Genomic DNA, 17,469 nt, shown 5'->3' on the forward strand with positions numbered 1-17,469 from the left:
ATTCGCGGAAGGTTTGATACCGACATGAGCACGTTTAAGGATTTCATCGCCAAGGTTGCCGACGGCCATGAATTGACCCTGGACGAAGCGCGCGAAGCCTTCGACGTGATCCTGTCAGGATCCGCGACACCGTCCCAGCTTGGCGGTTTCCTGATGGCGTTGCGGGTTCGGGGAGAAAGCATTGCCGAAGTAACTGGTGCGGTGGAAAACATGCGGGCAAAGATGCTGCCTGTGTCGGCTCCCGCAGGTGCCATCGACATCGTCGGGACCGGAGGCGACAACTCCGGCAGTTATAACATCTCCACCTGCACCGCTATCGTCGTTGCCGGTTGCGGGGTTCCCGTCGCCAAGCATGGCAACCGGTCTTTGTCTTCTAAATCCGGGTCCGCCGAAGCCCTGGCGGAACTCGGGATCAATATCGACATCTCACCCGACAAGATCTCCGAGTGCCTTCACAAGGCCGGGATCGGCTTCATGTTTGCTCCCCTCCACCACGCAGCCATGAAACACGTCGGTCCGACCCGGATGGAACTCGGCACGCGGACGATCTTCAATCTGCTCGGCCCGCTGTCCAACCCCGCCGGCGTGAAACGCCAGATGGTCGGCGTGTTCGCCCGCAAATGGGTCGAACCGATCGCGCACTCCCTCAAGGAACTCGGTTCGGAAAAGGTCTGGGTGGTGCATGGATCGGACGGCATGGATGAAATCACGACCACCGGTCCGACCTTTGTCAGCGAACTGAACAACGGCACGATCCGTTCCTTCGAGATTTCGCCAGCCGATGTCGGACTGCCTGTCGCAGAAGCCGGGGACCTCAAGGGAGGCCTGCCTTCGGAAAATGCCGAAGCGCTTCGTGCCGTTCTTGGCGGCGCAAAAAACGCCTATCGGGACATTGTTCTGTTCAATGCAGCAGCCTCGCTGATCGTTGCCGACAAGGTCGCGGATTTGAAAGAAGGCGTTGAGCTGGCCGCCAGGTCGATTGACGACGGCTCGGCGGCGTACACGCTCGAAAAACTAGTCGCGGCATCCAACGGGTAGTCACATGGTCGATATCCTGCAGAAAATCGAAGCCTACAAGCGCGAGGAAATCGCGGCGGCCAAGGCGGCCCTGTCTCTTGATGAACTGAAGGCGCGGATTTCCGGCGTCTCCGCGCCGCGCGGGTTCCTGAAGGCAATCGAGGCGAAGCACGCATCCGGTGAATATGCCTTGATCGCAGAGATCAAGAAGGCCAGCCCGTCCAAGGGTTTGATCCGTGAAGATTTCGATCCGCCGGCACTCGCCAAAGCCTATGAAGACGGTGGGGCCGCCTGCCTGTCGGTTTTGACCGACACGCCGTCCTTTCAGGGGAAACCGGAGTTTCTGACGGCCTCACGCGATGCAGTCGCCCTGCCCGCATTGCGCAAGGATTTTCTCTACGACACCTATCAGGTCTATGAAGCCCGTGCCTGGGGCGGTGACTGCATCCTGATCATTCTTGCCGCCGTTGACGACGACACCGCCAAGGCTCTCGAAGAAACCGCTTTCGGCCTCGGCATGGACGTTCTGCTCGAGGTCCACAATGCCGAGGAACTGGAACGCGCCCTGAAACTGTCGTCGCAGCTCCTCGGCATCAACAACCGGAACCTCAAGACCTTTGAAACGAAGCTGGAGACCAGCGAGGATCTCGCGCCCCAGGTCCCGGACGACCGAATCGTCGTCGGAGAATCCGGTCTGTTTGGACCGGACGACCTCGCGCGCATGAACCGGGTCGGCATTTCCACCTTCCTGATCGGGGAGAGCCTGATGCGCCAGGACGACGTCGCGGAGGCGACCAGAACGCTTCTCGCGCGCCCTTCCCTGTCGAAAGCGGTTTAGGCCTCTTCTGAGATGACCGGCCAGCCCCCAAGACTGACCCATATCGACGACGCAGGCGCGGCCAACATGGTCGATGTCTCGGCAAAAGACGTCACCCACAGGATCGCCGTCGCACGCGGGACAGTCACGATGCGTCCGGAAACGCTCGACCTGATCCAGCACGGGAATGCCAAGAAGGGCGATGTCATCGCCACCGCGCGCATCGCCGGTATCATGGCAGCCAAGAAAACCCATGAACTGATCCCGCTCTGCCATCCGCTCATGTTGTCCAAGGTCAGTCTCGACATTGTTGCGGACGAAGCGCTTCCAGGTCTTGTCGTTACCGCAACAACCAAGGTCAGCGGGCAGACAGGGGTTGAGATGGAGGCCCTGACCGCCTGTTCCGTGGCCTGTCTGACCGTCTACGACATGGCCAAGGCCGTCGACCGCGGCATGGTGATCGGTGATATCCGCCTGCTGGAAAAGGCCGGCGGCAAGTCAGGTCACTGGACGCTGGAAAAAGACGGCAGCGAAGGCGGCACCTGATGAGCCTGATGCCGGTTTCAGAGGCATTGGAGAGGCTTCTCGAGGGTGTGGCACCCTGTGAGACGGAGGTGGTTCCGCTTGATCAGGCGAATGGCAGGTTCCTGGCTGAGCCGCTCGTTTCCAGGCGCACCCAACCGCCGTTCGCAGCTTCGGCGATGGATGGTTATGCCATTCGTCATGCAGATGTCGCCGGTGGACAGACAATACTGACGGTCATAGGGGAAGCGCCGGCAGGTCACGGATTTTCAGGCCAGGTCAAGGCGGGCGAATGCGTGCGGATATTTACCGGCGCCCCTCTGCCTGAGGGAGCCGACACGATCCTCATCCAGGAAAACGCCAACCGCGACGGCGACAGGATCGAAGTTCGGGAAACCCCGAATACCGGCGCCCATGTCCGGCCGGCCGGCCTCGATTTTCAGGAAGGCGAGGCCTTGCTTGCTCCGCCGCTCAGGCTGACCTATCGCCATCTCGCCCTCGCAGCCGCCATGAACCACGCCGAACTCCCGGTCGTTCGCAAGCCCAAAGTCGCCATTCTCGCCACCGGAGACGAACTCGTGCGTCCAGGCGAAAACCCGGGGCCGGACCAGATCATCGCCTCCAACCATGCCGGCATCGCGGCCCTGGTGGAGGACTGTGGCGGAGACCCGCTCGATCTCGGCATTTCGCGCGACGATCCGGTCGAGATGGCCATGCATGTGCGCCGCGCGATTTCGGAGAGCGCCGACATTCTGATTACCCTCGGCGGCGCCTCCGTCGGCGATCATGACCTGGTGCAAGAGGTTCTGGGTCAGGAAGGCATGGACCTTTCCTTCTGGCGGATTGCCATGCGCCCGGGAAAACCGCTCATGGCGGGACGGCTCGGTTCGACCAGGGTACTGGGACTTCCGGGAAATCCTGTGTCCAGCCTGGTATGCGGACTGCTTTTCCTGAAGCCGCTCTTAAAGGCGATGCTCGGAGAACAGCCCGACCTTACCAGCCCCGTTCATGCCGTTCTCGGAGCGGATCTGCCTGAAAACGACCGGCGGCAGGACTATGTCCGCGCAACGCTTTCCGAAGACGAAGGCGGACGCCTCCTCGTGACGCCTTTTTTCAAGCAGGATAGCTCGATGCTGAACCTTCTGGCGAAATCAGGCGCCCTTGTCATCCGGCCGCCGTTCGCCCCGGCTGAAAAAGCCGGCGCGTCCGTTCCGATTTTGGTTCTCTGACCCGGTTGGCAACCGGTCACTACCGCTCACGCATCGCATGGGCCACCTGATCGACGATCGGTTTCATCAGATAGCTCAGAACCGTGCGGTCACCCGTCTGCATGAATGTTTCAACCGGCATGCCGGGAACCAGCTCCTTGTCGCCGAGCTTGGCGAATTCCTGATCGTCTATCGAAAGACGGGCCACGTAGAAGCTTGTTCCAGTCCGTTCGTCTTTCGTGAGATCCGCCGACACGGTCAGAAGCTCCGCGTTCAACTCCGGCGTGGTGCGCTGATCGAAACTCGGAAACCGCACACGCGCCGTCTGGCCTGGCGCCATCTGATCGATATCGACCGGCCTCACCTGTGTCTCGACGATAAGCTTGTCTTCCTTGGGAACGACCTGCATCACGGTCTCACCGGGCGCAATAACACCGCCTATGGTGTGCACGGACAGCTGGTGAACGTAACCGTTTCTCGGGGCCAGGATGTCGACACGGGTCAACTCGTCTTCCGCGGCGATCTGCTGCTCTTCAAGCTGGGCGATGCGAGACCGCACGTCCTGCAGGTTCTCAAGCACCTCGGCCCGATAGGTTTCCTCGATCTGAAGAATCTGGATACGCCTTTCGCTGATCGCCTCCCTGGTACGCGCGATCTGCGCAATCAGGTCGCCATATTCGCCTTCCAGACGCGCACGTTCCCGCTTCAATGCGGTAACCCGGCTCTTGGAAACAAGTTGCTTGTCGAGGAGATTGTCGAGATCCGAAAGTTCTTCCTTGATCAGGGAAATCTCGGATACCTTCGCGGTCACCTGAGCTTCAAGCCCCAAAGTCTGCTGATTGTACTGCCGGATCTGTTCCTCAAGCTGGTTCTTGCGCCCGTCCTTGGAATTCTGCCGCGCTTCCAGCAACATCTGCTGCCCGCGTTCGATATCTCCAAGCTGCGCGGCGCGCTCCTGAGGCCACTGAATGGCGCGCACATCGTCTCGCTCCGCTTCCAGGCGGTATTCCTGCGCCGTGAGTTCCCTGAGCTGCTTGGTGATCACCGCGAGATTGGCCCGTGTCACGGTATCGTCAAGGCTTATGAGAAGATCGCCCGCCTTCACCACGTCGCCGTTCTTGACCCGGATTTCGCGAACGATGCCGCCTTCACGGTGTTGAACCTGTTTGGTGCTGCTTTCAACGACGACGGTTCCCGAAGAGACAACGGCGCCGGAAATCTCCGTCAGGGCAGCCCAGCCTCCGATTCCGGCAACCACGAAAATGGCCAGAACCAGCGAAAAAAGCAGGTGGTTGCGCACCGTTCTACGCAATGTTTCATCCGCCTCGTTTTCCGCAGCGGACAGTTGAGGACCTTTGGACTTGATCACAGACATGACGTCCCGTTTCTAGACTGCTCCGGCGCGCATACGCTGCTGCACCGGCTGAACAACCTGTTTGAGAACTTCTTCCTTGGGGCCGAAACCGGCCATCTTGCCGTCTTTCAGACACAGGATCTTGTCGACGGTCGCGATCGCGCTCGGCCGGTGAGCGATCACCACAACGATCGACCCCTTTTCCCGCATCGTCTTGATCGCGCTTGTCAGAGCCCCCTCGCCTTCAGCGTCGAGATTGGAGTTCGGTTCGTCCAGCACCACGAGGAAAGGGTTGCCGTAAAGCGCACGGGCCAGTGCGACGCGCTGGCGCTGGCCGGCGGAAAGCAAACGGCCGGTCCGGCCAATGACCGTATTGTAGCCTTCCGGCAGTGCCACGATCAAATCGTGAACGTCAGCCAGTTTCGCGGCTTCGATGACCTTGTCGGATGACGCATCCGGCCTGTGCCTTGAGATATTTTCCGCGATCGTGCCGTCAAAAAGCTGCAGGTCCTGGGGAAGGTATCCCAGAAAGTCCCCCCGCTTGTCGCTCGGCCATTGCCCGAGTTCCGCGCCATCGTAGCGAATGACGCCCTTCAAGGCTGGAACCGCGCCGACGAGCGCCCGCGCAAAAGTCGATTTCCCCGATCCGGACGGTCCGATGACGCCGAGACCGTCGCCGGCGTCAAGGTCCAGGGAAACGTTTTGAACGAACGGCATGGTTTCGCCGAAGGGGCCGCAGAACACCTGTTCGACCGACAACTTCTTGCTTGGCAGAGGCAGATCCATTTTTTCCGGCTCGCCATCGGCAATCTGAAGAACTTCCCTCAAGCGGCGCAAGGCCTGACGGCTGGCGACAAAGCCGCGCCACTGTGCGACCGCCTGCTCGATCGGCGACAAGGCCCGGGAGGTCATGATGGACGAGGCAATCATGACACCGGGAGAAATCTCCTGCTTGATCGCGAGCCACGCCCCGACGCCAAGGATCGTGGACTGAAGGATGAAGCGGATGGTCTTGATCGTTGTGCCGAACAGTCCGGTCCGGTCGGAAGCCAGGCGTTGCGTCTCCAGGTAATCCTTGTTCTGGGCATCCCATTTGCCGGTCAGGGCGCCTTGCATGCCCATCGCCGTGACCACTTCGGAGTTACGTTGCCCCATTTCGACCGTGGCCATGCGCATGCCGGCCTGCCCGGCCGCTTCCTCCGAAGGTCCCCTGGACATCATTTCGTTCATTCCGATGAGAACGCAGATGATCAGCGCCCCACCCAGCCCCACCACGCCCAGGAGCGGGTGAAACAGGAAAACGATACCGAGATAAAGCGGCAACCAGGGAACATCGAAAATGGCCGCCGGACCGGGACCGGACAGAAACTGGCGGACGGTATCGAGATCCTGCACCGGACGCATGCGCGCGGACTGACGGCCCAAACGGACTGGCAAGCTGTTTGAAATCTTGTAGACGAGCCCGGAGAGCCTGGCGTCGACACGTTGTCCGAGACGGGACAGAATGCGCCCCCGGACGCCCTCCAGAACCCCGTAAAACGCGTAAAGCACTATCGCCAGCCCGCCGATAACGATGAGCGTCGGCACGGAACCGCTCGCTAGCACCCGGTCGTAGACCTGAAGCATGAAAACCGGTCCGGTCAGCATCAGGATATTGATCACGAAACTGACGAGGGCCACACCCCAGAACGCGGTACGGATCGGACGAAATGCAACCGACACAGGATTGTCGCGGCTATTTCTTTGTTTTGTAGTGCGCGGACTGGCTCCAGACATCTAATTCCCTGATCCTTAAATGCGAAAACATTCGAAGCGGCAGACTATCGTTCGGTCCATGAACGTGAAATCAAATTCGTTTCACATTCCACCTATCCCGAACACCTGCCGGAAAAAGAACCTCGCCCAGTTACCGGCAGGTCATACGCCTTTCGCATGGATTTCTGCTTGTTGCTGGTTTCCAATTCAAGGCTAAGGAAGAATTGCTACGATATCGGTAACAATTCAATGACGTGTCAATATAAACTCTGAAAAAACGAAAAATACCCGGCGAACATTCGCCGGGTATTGTCGCGAAACATGAAAAACGGGTCAGCCGGTGGCGGCTACTGCCCGTTTGGCCATCACGGTCACCAGATTTGAGCGATAGTCGGCAGACCCGTGAATGTCGTGCAGCATGTCATCGGCGCCGACTTCTATGCCCGCAACTGCATCCGGCGACCAGTTTCCGGACAGGGCATCTTCCATTGCCGTTGCGCGAAAGACGCCGTTTTGCCCCGCTCCGGTAACGGCGACGCGCACGCTGCCATCGCCAAGACGCGCCACGAACACCCCGGCCATGGCGTAACGGGACGCCGGATTGGGGTATTTCGAGTAGGCGGACTTCTGTGCGATCGGGAATGAAACGCTGACGACGACTTCATCGTCGTCGAGAGCCGTTTCAAACATGCCGACGAAGAAATCCTCGGCCGACAGCGAACGTTTGCTGGTTGCGACGGTCGCATTCAAAGCGACCAGGGCAGACGGATAGTCCGCTGCCGGATCGTTGTTGGCAATCGAGCCGCCCAGGGTCCCCATGTGGCGGACCGCCGGATCGCCGATCCCGCCTGCAAGGGCCGCGAGACCCGGTATCTTTTCCTTCAGCAGAGCAGACGACGCGACCTCGTAGTGGGTTGTCGCCGCGCCGATAACGATACTGCCGCCATCCTCCCGAATACCCTTCAACTCCGGGATTTTGGTCAGATCGACAATATCGCTTGGCGCTGCAAGACGTTGTTTCATTGTCGGCAACAGGGTCTGCCCGCCACCAAGAAACTTGCCGTCGTCGGCATTGGAAATCAGTTGGGCCGCCTCGGCGAGCGAACCGGCACGATGATAGCTTGTCTCATACATATCGCGTCTCCCACGAAAATGGGTTCAGAATTCTCACTATGTTCAGGCACTCCCGGAAGACCGGCTTAACGCCGTCTTCCGGGTACACCATTACTCCGCGGCTTCGCGCATGGCCGACCGGTAAAGGGCCCAGACCTTTTCCGGCGAGGCCGGCATCGCCAAATCGTTGCTGCCGATCGCATCCGTGATTGCATTGATCACTGCAGGAGGCGATCCGATGGCGCCCGCTTCGCCGCAGCCCTTCATGCCGAGCGGGTTGCCCGGACACAGCGTTTCATGGGTCGTCAGCTTGAAGGACGGAACATCATCCGCGCGCGGCATGGAGTAGTCCATATAGGAGGCCGTCAGCAGCTGTCCGTTCTCGTCGTAAGAGGCATTTTCCAGGAGCGCCTGTCCGATACCCTGTACCAGTCCGCCATGGACCTGGCCTTCAACGATCATCGGATTGATGACCTTTCCGAAATCGTCCGCCGCCACGAAGTTCACGATTTCGGTCTTGCCCGTTTCCGGATCGACCTCGACCTCGCAGACATAGGTTCCTGCCGGGAAGGTGAAGTTCGTGGGATCGTAGAACGCGCCCTCTTTCAGCCCCGGCTCCATTCCGTCGGGAAGATTATGCGCGGTATAGGCGGCAAGCGCGACCTCGGTGAAGGTCAGTTTCTTGTCCGTCCCGGCAACCTTCAGTTCTCCGCCTTCGATCTGGATATCGCCCTCGGCGGCCTCCATCAGGTGCGCGGCAATCTTCTTCGCCTTGGCTTCGACCTTGTCGAGGGCCTTGACGATGGCCGACATGCCAACGGCACCTGAGCGCGAGCCGTAGGTGCCCATGCCGAATTGAACCTTATCCGTATCGCCATGCACGATCGAAACGGCATCCGTATCGAGGCCGAAGCGTTCCGAAATGAGCTGCGCGAAGGTTGTCTCATGCCCCTGGCCGTGGCTGTGGGACCCCGTCAGCACCTCGACAGTTCCAACCGGGTTCACCCGCACTTCCGCGGACTCCCAGAGCCCGACGCCGGCGCCCAGAGACCCGACGGCGGCCGACGGAGCGATGCCGCAAGCCTCAATGTAGCAGGACAGGCCAATACCCCGAAGCTTGCCGCGCGACGCCGCCTCGGCCTTGCGGGCGGCAAAACCGTCGTAATCGGCCGCTTTCATGGCCGCATCCAGGGTCGCGTCGTAGTCGCCCGCGTCATAGCACATGATGACGGGGGTCTGATGGGGAAAGCTCCGCACGAAATTCCTGCGGCGGAACTCGGCCGGAGACAAGCCGACTTCCCGCGCCGCGGTTTCCATCAGCCTTTCAAGCAGATAGGTCGCTTCCGGACGGCCCGCTCCGCGATAGGCATCTACAGGCGTGGTGTTCGTGTAGACCGTCTTCACGTTCGCGTGGATCGCGGGAATGTCGTATTGCCCCGACAGCAGCGTCGCATAAAGGTAGGTTGGAACCGAAGACGAAAACAGGGACATGTAAGCGCCGAGATTGGCGATCGTCTTCACTCTCAGACCGGTGATCCGGTTATCGGCATCAAGGGCCAACTCCGCTTCCGAGCGGTGATCCCGCCCATGCGCGTCGGTCAGAAACGCCTCGGTCCGGTCCGACACCCATTTGACCGGGCGTCCGACCCGTTTGGAGGCCCAAAGACAGACCATCTCTTCCGGATAGATGTAGATCTTGGAGCCGAACCCGCCGCCGACATCGGGCGCGATGACCCTGAGCTTGTGCTCCGGCGCGACATTGTAGAAGGCGGACAGAACGAGGCGGGCGACATGCGGATTCTGCGATGTCGTATAGAGCGTGTAGTGCTCTTCCGCGTCGTCGTAGCTCGCAAGCGCCGCCCTTGGTTCCATCGGGTTGGGAACCAGACGGTTGTTGCGGATCTCCATGCGGGTGACATGCGCTGCATTGTCGAAAGCAGCCTCGACCGCGGCCTCGTCGCCGATCTCCCAGTCGAAGATCAGGTTTCCGGCCGCTTCCGGATGGATTTGAGGCGCGCCCGGCGCCAGTGCCTCGATCGCATCGACGACCGCCGGCAGTTCCTCGTAATCCACGACGACGGCATCCGCAGCATCGCGGGCCTGCGCCGGCGTGTCGGCGACCACAACGGCCACCGCCTGACCCACATGCCGGACCACTTCAGGTTCCAGCGCGCGCCAGCCGCCCATGTTCATCGGCGACCCGTCCTTGGAGTGGATCATCCAGCCGCAGATCAGATTGCCAATGCCGTCTCCCACCAGCTGGTCGCCGGTCAGAACCGCGTCAACACCCGGCATCGCAAGCGCCGCGCTCGCATCGATGCCCTTGACCCTGGCATGAGCGTGCGGCGAGCGCACAAAGGCGGCATGCCCCATTCCCGGAAGCACCATGTCGTCCGTATACCGGCCCTTGCCCGTGATGAAGCGCTTGTCTTCCTTGCGCAAAGCGCGGGCGCCAATCCCTTCGACTGCCATATTCTCTCTCCCAAAACGTTCCGGTCCCGCCTGTCCGGTTTCGTCCTTCTGCCGACTTATCCGGCAGCCGTCACGATGACGGCGGTCTGTCCAAAACCAGGCGGCTTGCCCGATCGCGCCATATCCTCCCGGCGGCAAATCAGACTGTTGGTTCTGTGCTTTCGCGGCGCAATTGCCTGCGCATCGAATTCAGGAAGAACTGCCTATTCGGCAGCCTGCGCCATGCCCGCCATCTGGTCGGAAGCGGCTTTGATCGCCTTGACGATATTATGGTAACCCGTGCACCTGCAGATATTGCCTTCGAGTTCATGGCGAATGGTGGTCTCGTCGAGATTTCCGGCACCGTGCCTGTTGATCATGTCGACAGCGCTCATGATCATCCCGGGCGTGCAAAATCCGCACTGAAGACCGTGGTTTTCCTTGAAAGCCGCCTGCACCGGATGCAGGGCACCGCCACTCGCCAACCCCTCAAGGGTCACGACCTCCGCGCCGTCTGCCTGCGCGGCCAGCATTGTACAGGATTTTACTGCCTTGCCGTCCACGTGAACGACACAGGCGCCGCACTGCGACGTATCGCAGCCGACATGGGTTCCGGTCAGGCCGCGAACCTCCCGGATAAACGATACGAGCAGCGTCCGGTCCTCGACATCCGCCGCAACCGGTTTGCCGTTCAATACCATCGATACCTTCGACATGAATTTCTCTCCCTCATGAAATTCTTCGAGCAATCGCTCAAAACGCTCCGGCTTCACACCGTGTTCTGTTTTTTAAACCCTCCTTGCGTGGCCGGCACAATCTGCCGGCCGGATCGTTCCAAAACCCGGCCCACCGTGTCAACTCGCAAGAGCGAGAACCACAATCAAGGCTGCCAGAAGCACCAGCCCCCAGACCATCGGACCGCCAAAGGCGTTGCGACCGGCCGCGGCCTCCAGGTTTTCCTCTGCCTTGTGAAGCGTATCTTCCACCGCGTGCTCCGCCTCTTCGAGAGCGTGAATAACCTCTCCAGGCGTTTCCTCGAGAGCGATCCGTTTGGCTTCCTCGGCCACACCGGCGTCGAGCTCATCGTCTGTCGGAGCGTTTCCACCTCCGACTTTTTCACTGAATTTCGAGAAAAACTCTTCGGCCATCTTTTTGGCCGTGGAATCGATCAAACGACTACCGAGCTGAGCAAGTTTACCGCCGACCTGAGCCTTGGCCTCATAGGTTAGAAGCGTCTCCTCGCCTTCATCCGTCAGTTTGACATCGGCCGAACCTTTCGCAAAACCGGCGACACCGCCCTTGCCTTCCCCGACGATGGTGTATCCCTCCGGCGGACTGACGTTTTCAAATGTTACAGACCCTTTGAACTTGGCCTTGACGGGACCGATCTTGGTGGTGACCGCCGCCGTCATTTCGGTATCGGACGTCTTCTCCAGGCTCTCACAACCGGGAATACAGTCTTTGAGTATCTCCGGATCGTTCAAAGCCTCCCAGACGACCTCCCGTTTGGCCGGTATCCGGTGGGAGCCATTCATGTCCATGCGTTCTCTCCCCAAGCCGTGCTTGGCTTCTTTGTCTTCAAAATCAGTGAGGCCCGATGCTTCTTGCGCGTCCGGTGCCGGCACGATCTCTCCATGAGAGCCTGTTTAGCGCAAAAGTTCAATCGCTTATCTCAGCAGGTTCAAATTTTCCACGCCACCTGAATGCAATCGGCATCCGGTATGCGCCGGCCGGACCGCCGAACCTGGTTCAAACGGTGTGAAGACGGGTCAGCCGAACTGGAATCCCTGAGAAGGAACCTCTTGAATAAATCGGGCGAGGTCCGCGCTGGACAAGGGTCTGGAATAAAGAAATCCCTGCAGGTAATCGCATTGAAGATCCTGCATGATCCCGCGCTGTGCGACCGTTTCCACGCCTTCCGCCGTGACTGACAGATCGAGCGCCTTGGCAACTGCGATGATCGATTTCACGACCGCCAGAGCATCCGGGTCCTGATCCATGTTCATGATGAAACTCCGGTCGATCTTGATGCCGTCGACCGGTAGTTTGCGCAGGTAACTGAAAGAGGAATAGCCGGTTCCAAAATCGTCAATGACGATTTTCGCCCCCTTGTTGCGGAGCCAGGTCAAAAGGGAAAGGGTCACCTGATCGTTATTGATGAACAGGCCCTCCGTCACTTCGAACACGAGCCGGTCCAACGGCAGGCTGGCGGCGGAAGCCGCATCTTCAATGTCCTTGTATATACGGTTCGTCTGCACTTGCCTGGGGGACAGGTTGACATTCAGCCGAACGCTTTCGGACAATCCGCTAAACTGGCTGAATTCCTTGAAGGCGTTCTTGAACATCCAGGCGCCGATCTCGGAAATGAGCCCGCTGGCCTCCGCCGCTTCTATCATTCGTGCGGTATTCAACAGGCTCCCGGAGGGGGTCCGGAACCGCATCAGCGTCTCGAAAGACGCAATGCTCTCGTCCGAGGCCGCCATGATAGGCTGAAAGTTCAGAAAGAACTCCGTCTTGTCCGTCGCACCGGTGAGCATTGAAGCCAGGCGCAGCCGTTCAAGCGCGGCCTCCTGCATCATGGGATGAAAGACCGCATGATTGGTAAGGCCTTTTTGCCGGACGTCGTTCAACGCAATAGAAGCGAACCGCACCAGTTGCTCCGGCTCCCTGATTTCGCTGCCGGTCGGCGCAAATCCAAGACGCATTCGCAAGGTTATCTGGGTATCGTCGAGCGTGATCGGTTCCTGAAAGGCCTCTTCGACCCGTGCGACAATATCCTGAACCTTATTCTCGTCGCCGCCCTTCAGAAGAATGAGAAACTCGTCCTTTTCCTTTCGCGCGATCGTCAACGCGTCGGGAAAGGTTTGCGACAGCCTTTGTCCGGCCCGCCACAACACGGCGGAGGCCTTTTCGTCTCCAATGCCATCGACGACAACCCCGAAACGCTGAATGTCGGCATGGACAACGAGAAGAGGCCCCTCGTTCAGGCAATGACGCTGGAATACTTCCACGAAACCGGAATAGGTCGACAGCCCCGTCGCGCGATCCACATAGGCGAGATCCCGTATGTGCTCGAGAAGAGCGGTCTTTTCATATCCGAGCGCAACATTCGAGACGAATAGCTGCACCACCTCCGTTCCGACCAGTTCGTCGATACGATCCTCGGGCAAGCCGATGAAAAGCGCTCCTGTCATGCCCTTCCGGGTGACAAGCGGGAGAGCGACACCGTCTTCCGAGTTATGTGCGGCACGATCCGAAATACACTGGGAAACGGATTTACGTACCGTATGATCGCTCAGCAGATCAACGGGCAATTCGACCATGTTTTCAAAGATGCCTGTCGCCGCCAAAATCCGGATATCGGATCTGTTGGTATAACCGTAGTCGGAAAGCGCTTCCGGCCCGCACAGGAAACAGTCGACAGGCTGGCCGACAAGGTCCTCGAAAAAGTCCACGACGGCCGCGGCAAACTCGGACACGGCGTTTTGCTCGACAATTTTCGAGAACTGCTCGTTCAGCTGCTTGAGTTTCTGCCGGTTGGCCTCAAGCGAGGTCACCAATTTGTAGCCGCGCAAGGCTGTGACAATGGCGGTGATGAGTTTCGTTCTCGACAGCTCCGCCTTCTCCGCGTAACCGTCGATATCGAACTTCATGATGACATCGGCCTGAGGCGCGTAACCCGGTTGCCCCGTGCGCAGGATCAACCGGGTGAAGGGATTTTCCAGCTCGGAACGAATCCAGTTCACCAGCCCCAACCCGGCCGTATCGCTTTCCATGACCACATCGACCAACGCCACAGCAATATCCGTATTCCGGCGAAGGATATCGCGCGCCTCAGCGGCCGAAAGCGCGTGCAACAGTTCAAATTCCCGATCTTCGAACCGGCAGCCTGACACGGCGATTTTCGTGACTTCATGCACGTCCGGATCGTCGTCGACGATCAGAATCCGCCATGGCGCCCTGGCGTTCTCTTTGGTCTCCGGTGTCGAAGGCACAAGAAAGTCCATCACCATTTCAATGCGCCTTCCTTGTCGATTTTTCTTGTCATGGCCTGCGGTATTTCAACGGGGATCTCGATCGTGAATTCCGTACCGGACCCGATTTCCGACACGACTGAAATCGTCCCGTTCAAGGCTTCCGTTACCAACTGGTAGCAGATCGCCATCCCCAGTCCCGAACCGCCCTTGCCGAACTTGGTGGTAAAGAAGGGCTCGAAAACCTTCTTCAGGTTTTTCTCGGGAATTCCAACACCGTCGTCCCTGCATTTGAATACAATCTTCGAGGTGCCTTCGGGACCGCCGTCAACCTTGCCGGTGACCACCTTCGAAGAGAGTTCGACCTTACCGCTGCGGCGACCTTCGAAGCCGTGCTTGATCGCATTCTCCACCAGGTTTGAAACGAGCTGGCTAACGGCTCCCGGATAGCTGTCGATCACCTTGTCCGCATTGAGATCGAGGTCGACTTCGAAGGGCGTCTTTTTCAAGGTAGGCTGCAAGGTTGCCAGGGTTTCACGAATGATGTGGTCGAAATTGAAGGACCGCTTTTTCTCGCTTTGCCTGTCGACGGCGACCTGCCTGAAATTGCCGACGAGATCACGCGCCCGACTGAGTGTTTTTTCGATGATGTTCGCGGTATCGGAAATCTTCTGGACTTCCGATTCCAGCGCTTCCTTGCTCAGGGATTGCTGCTCGAGTTCCTTTTCCAGATAACCGGTGGAATCCTTGATCGTGGTCGCCGCCATCAAGGCATTTCCAAGGGGCGTATTGAGCTCGTGGGACACGCCCGCAACAAGGGCGCCGAGCGCGGCGAGATTGTCGGCCTGGATCAGTTCTTCCTGCACGAGCTTCAACTGCTCCGTCCGATGCGCGACCAGATCCTCCAGATTGGTCTGGTATTCCTGAATTTTCTTCAGATCCAGATGTCGCCTTTGAACCATTGCCTGCAAACTGCCGGACAAAATGCCGATTTCATCGACTCGACCCGGCATCAGCTGATCTTTCGGCGGATCCTCAATGAGTCTCGGCGTCGACAGGTAATTCACGATTCTGGACAGGGGGAGACCGATCAGGCGCCGGAACACGGTGCGGATGACAATCGCGAGCAACAGCAGATAAACGACGATCGCAGACGCGATGAAACCGACAGTGGAGACAATCTCATAAGAAATCGTCTGTCTGTCGATCAGGATGAACACCTGGCCGATTGCGTCCTTGTGCAGGATCGTGCTGGGTGAATTCAAGGTGTAGCTCAAAGCCTCGGATCGGCGGAAACCGGACACCGGCTCCCCGAAATTTCCGGTGTCCGGCGTTTCGACCCAAACCCTCTCCACAACATCGAGACTTTCCAGCCCTCGAATGAGTTGCAAGGTGGCATCCGCGTTCACGGTCCAGATCGCACGCTCGAACGGCTGCTTGGTAGCTTCAAAGAAAGCCTCTGTTACGCCGATCGCCCTTGCATTGGCTGCATCCCAGGTAAATTTCGTCAGAACGCCTACGAAAATGAGGCCCAGGATGGCGAACAAACCGAGCGTATAAAGAATAAACGTACGGGACAGGCTTGCCCGGCCCATTTCCTTGGGTGCGTATGGCAACGACGAACTGCCACTAAAATTCAAAGCGCCACCTCAAACTTGGGACCCTCTTTCCCGTGCTCGGACACGAGCCAAGACCGCCGCTTAATTCCGCACCGTGAAAGACGCCCCTCCGACCCGAACGGCCTAAAGGCCCAGTCGCGGAATGTTTCCAGAGCGTTCTGGCTTTTTCTGCCGCAAACGCACCACGCTCTAGCGGTCGAATCTGACACGTCCTCCCGGACCGGTGAACAATACTTGATTCACAGACGTTTCAACAACGATCTGAACTCCCGCCGGCACACAAAGGCTTTTCATTCTCAAGTGAACGGGAATTCGTGCTTAACTACATTTTGGGTAGGTTTTCTAAATTTTCGATAAAAAACAATTGTAAATTCAAACAACACGCACAACGACTATCCGGAATTTTTCTATACTACACCATTCGGGCAAGTTTTGCTCCCGACTGATGCCCGACAGGGACTGCACGCTCGAAAGCCGGCATGCCCTTCGGATGTTCCGGCTGCTCAAGTCTTGCCGCCGCACCGGCCAGGCTTCTGACCTAGGCGCTCACGACCGAAAGGTAGGGTGTCTTGACGGTCTTGGTTTCCACCGGGTTTTCAACCGGTTGCGCAGACACGGCAGTCGCCTGGACCGGACGCCGCGTATCCCCGACCTTTTGCTTCGGTGCGGAACCGTCCTTGAGCATGTAACCGATGTAACGGGTGGACTCGATCGCATCGTACCCGAGCTTCTTGCGCAGTTTCTTGCGCAGCTTCGAAATATGGCTTTCCACCACGCATTCATCGACGCCGTCGTTCATGACGCCGTAAACGGCATTGAAAATCTGAGTTTTGGTGACGCGCCGTCCCTTGTTCTTGACCAGATACTCAAGAATGCGCCGCTCGCGGCGCGGCAGCTCCATGACATCGCCGGCAACCATGGGATCGCGTCCATCGAAGAAAACCTCGATTGCCCCGGTCCCGGCCGAACTGTTGCGGGCTGAGATCCGCCGGCGGAAAGCACCCACGCGTGCGATAATTTCCCTGACGTGGACCGGTTTCTTCAAGACGTCGTCCAGACCGGCGGAAAACAGGTCCAGGGTTCTTTCCAGGCTCGCCGTATCTTCCAGCGCGACAATCTGTGCCTCGGGGCAATGGCTACGGATCGAGGGAACGAAACTGGTCCGCTCCTCGCACTCACCGATCAAGATCGCGTCGACCGAACACAGGTCCTGCGAGCAAGTTATTTCCAGCCAGTCGAGAAGTTCTGAGGGTTGGAGTTCAAGCGACGCGTAGCCTTCTCGCTCAAACGCGGAGGCATAGCCTGCCGTCACGATTTCCCTTGAATCTACGATGATAAACATGTGTCAGCCCCTTAGAATTACCAATATACAATCCGTAATTTTGGAGCTTCGTCAGGTCAATATATCTTCCACACTACTGCTTTTAATTTGAAAATCATAGTAGATGAAAACAATATTTCCTACCGACAAACTAAATAAAAATTCAGAAACATTGAGAATAAACTGGCAAAAAAATTGATTAAAATATCGCCTATCCCGCATTTTTCGCGCGATTAATAGTTATCCGAAGACATATATACGAAAATTGCCGCAAATAAAAGCGGCAATCCCGTATTTTTACTTTTGAAAGGAAAACCC

The 17,469-nt window shown here is 58.3% G+C and carries 13 protein-coding genes; 4 read left to right on the plus strand and 9 right to left on the minus strand.

From position 1 onward, the window contains the following. Positions 1-24 precede the first annotated feature (24 nt). From trpD to glp, 4 genes are read left to right on the plus strand one after another with little or no spacing between them, the layout of a single operon-like run. Positions 25-1,038 carry an anthranilate phosphoribosyltransferase gene (gene trpD, locus JF539_RS10105; protein WP_207140151.1) on the plus strand — a complete coding sequence of 338 codons (1,014 nt, stop codon included), beginning with the start codon at positions 25-27 and terminating at the stop codon, positions 1,036-1,038. Between the two features lie 4 nt (positions 1,039-1,042). After that, complete coding sequence (trpC, locus tag JF539_RS10110; RefSeq protein ID WP_207140152.1) at positions 1,043-1,855, plus strand: indole-3-glycerol phosphate synthase TrpC; 813 nt, start codon at positions 1,043-1,045, stop codon at positions 1,853-1,855. Positions 1,856-1,867: 12 nt separating this feature from the next. Continuing rightward, a complete protein-coding gene (moaC, locus tag JF539_RS10115; RefSeq protein ID WP_207140153.1) occupies positions 1,868-2,380 on the plus strand; it encodes a cyclic pyranopterin monophosphate synthase MoaC in 513 nt (170 codons plus the stop codon). Continuing rightward, a complete protein-coding gene (glp, locus tag JF539_RS10120) occupies positions 2,380-3,585 on the plus strand; it encodes a gephyrin-like molybdotransferase Glp (RefSeq protein WP_207140154.1) in 1,206 nt (401 codons plus the stop codon). The genes moaC and glp overlap by 1 nt, the downstream gene beginning before the upstream one ends. Before the next feature lie 19 nt (positions 3,586-3,604). On the opposite strand, the gene JF539_RS10125 is transcribed toward glp, so the two are convergent. From JF539_RS10125 to JF539_RS10165, 9 genes are all read right to left on the minus strand, one after another. Next, a complete protein-coding gene (locus JF539_RS10125; RefSeq protein WP_207140155.1) occupies positions 3,605-4,939 on the minus strand; it encodes an HlyD family type I secretion periplasmic adaptor subunit in 1,335 nt (444 codons plus the stop codon). 12 nt (positions 4,940-4,951) lie between these two features. Further along, positions 4,952-6,640, minus strand: a complete 1,689-nt coding sequence (locus tag JF539_RS10130; RefSeq protein WP_328809226.1) for a type I secretion system permease/ATPase — start codon at positions 6,638-6,640, stop codon at positions 4,952-4,954. 366 nt (positions 6,641-7,006) lie between these two features. After that, complete coding sequence (locus tag JF539_RS10135; RefSeq protein ID WP_207140157.1) at positions 7,007-7,807, minus strand: FAD binding domain-containing protein; 801 nt, start codon at positions 7,805-7,807, stop codon at positions 7,007-7,009. A gap of 90 nt (positions 7,808-7,897) precedes the next feature. Then, on the minus strand, positions 7,898-10,258 hold the full coding sequence (locus JF539_RS10140) for a xanthine dehydrogenase family protein molybdopterin-binding subunit (protein ID WP_207140158.1): 2,361 nt from the start codon (positions 10,256-10,258) through the stop codon (positions 7,898-7,900). Positions 10,259-10,461: 203 nt separating this feature from the next. Further along, positions 10,462-10,953, minus strand: a complete 492-nt coding sequence (locus tag JF539_RS10145; RefSeq protein WP_207140159.1) for a (2Fe-2S)-binding protein — start codon at positions 10,951-10,953, stop codon at positions 10,462-10,464. A gap of 138 nt (positions 10,954-11,091) precedes the next feature. Next, positions 11,092-11,778: an SRPBCC family protein gene (locus JF539_RS10150; RefSeq protein ID WP_207140160.1), complete on the minus strand. Its 687-nt coding sequence runs from the start codon at positions 11,776-11,778 to the stop codon at positions 11,092-11,094. Positions 11,779-12,006: 228 nt separating this feature from the next. After that, the gene (locus JF539_RS10155) at positions 12,007-14,250 is read right to left on the minus strand and encodes an EAL domain-containing protein (RefSeq protein ID WP_207140161.1); all 2,244 of its coding nucleotides are present in this window, start codon (positions 14,248-14,250) and stop codon (positions 12,007-12,009) included. After that, positions 14,244-15,827 (minus strand): sensor histidine kinase, encoded by a 1,584-nt coding sequence (locus JF539_RS10160; RefSeq protein ID WP_209017077.1) that lies wholly within the window; start codon positions 15,825-15,827, stop codon positions 14,244-14,246. Before JF539_RS10160 ends, JF539_RS10155 begins: the two co-directional genes overlap by 7 nt. Positions 15,828-16,368: 541 nt before the next feature. After that, a complete protein-coding gene (locus tag JF539_RS10165) occupies positions 16,369-17,172 on the minus strand; it encodes a response regulator transcription factor (RefSeq protein WP_207140162.1) in 804 nt (267 codons plus the stop codon). Positions 17,173-17,469 lie beyond the last annotated feature (297 nt).

Origin of the sequence: Roseibium aggregatum (genome assembly GCF_017309185.1) — a bacterium.
GTDB classification, from domain to species: Bacteria; Pseudomonadota; Alphaproteobacteria; order Rhizobiales; family Stappiaceae; genus Roseibium; species Roseibium aggregatum_B.

What these genes read in the sequence shown, in the direction of transcription:
- trpD (WP_207140151.1), top strand. Translation starts at nt 25, where the DNA reads ATGAGCACGTTTAAGGATTTCATCGCCAAGGTTGCCGACGGCCATGAA.
- trpC (WP_207140152.1), top strand. Translation starts at nt 1,043, where the DNA reads ATGGTCGATATCCTGCAGAAAATCGAAGCCTACAAGCGCGAGGAAATC.
- moaC (WP_207140153.1), top strand. Translation starts at nt 1,868, where the DNA reads ATGACCGGCCAGCCCCCAAGACTGACCCATATCGACGACGCAGGCGCG.
- glp (WP_207140154.1), top strand. Translation starts at nt 2,380, where the DNA reads ATGAGCCTGATGCCGGTTTCAGAGGCATTGGAGAGGCTTCTCGAGGGT.
- JF539_RS10125 (WP_207140155.1), bottom strand. Translation starts at nt 4,939, where the DNA reads ATGTCTGTGATCAAGTCCAAAGGTCCTCAACTGTCCGCTGCGGAAAAC.
- JF539_RS10135 (WP_207140157.1), bottom strand. Translation starts at nt 7,807, where the DNA reads ATGTATGAGACAAGCTATCATCGTGCCGGTTCGCTCGCCGAGGCGGCC.
- JF539_RS10140 (WP_207140158.1), bottom strand. Translation starts at nt 10,258, where the DNA reads ATGGCAGTCGAAGGGATTGGCGCCCGCGCTTTGCGCAAGGAAGACAAG.
- JF539_RS10145 (WP_207140159.1), bottom strand. Translation starts at nt 10,953, where the DNA reads ATGTCGAAGGTATCGATGGTATTGAACGGCAAACCGGTTGCGGCGGAT.
- JF539_RS10150 (WP_207140160.1), bottom strand. Translation starts at nt 11,778, where the DNA reads ATGGACATGAATGGCTCCCACCGGATACCGGCCAAACGGGAGGTCGTC.
- JF539_RS10155 (WP_207140161.1), bottom strand. Translation starts at nt 14,250, where the DNA reads ATGGTGATGGACTTTCTTGTGCCTTCGACACCGGAGACCAAAGAGAAC.
- JF539_RS10165 (WP_207140162.1), bottom strand. Translation starts at nt 17,172, where the DNA reads ATGTTTATCATCGTAGATTCAAGGGAAATCGTGACGGCAGGCTATGCC.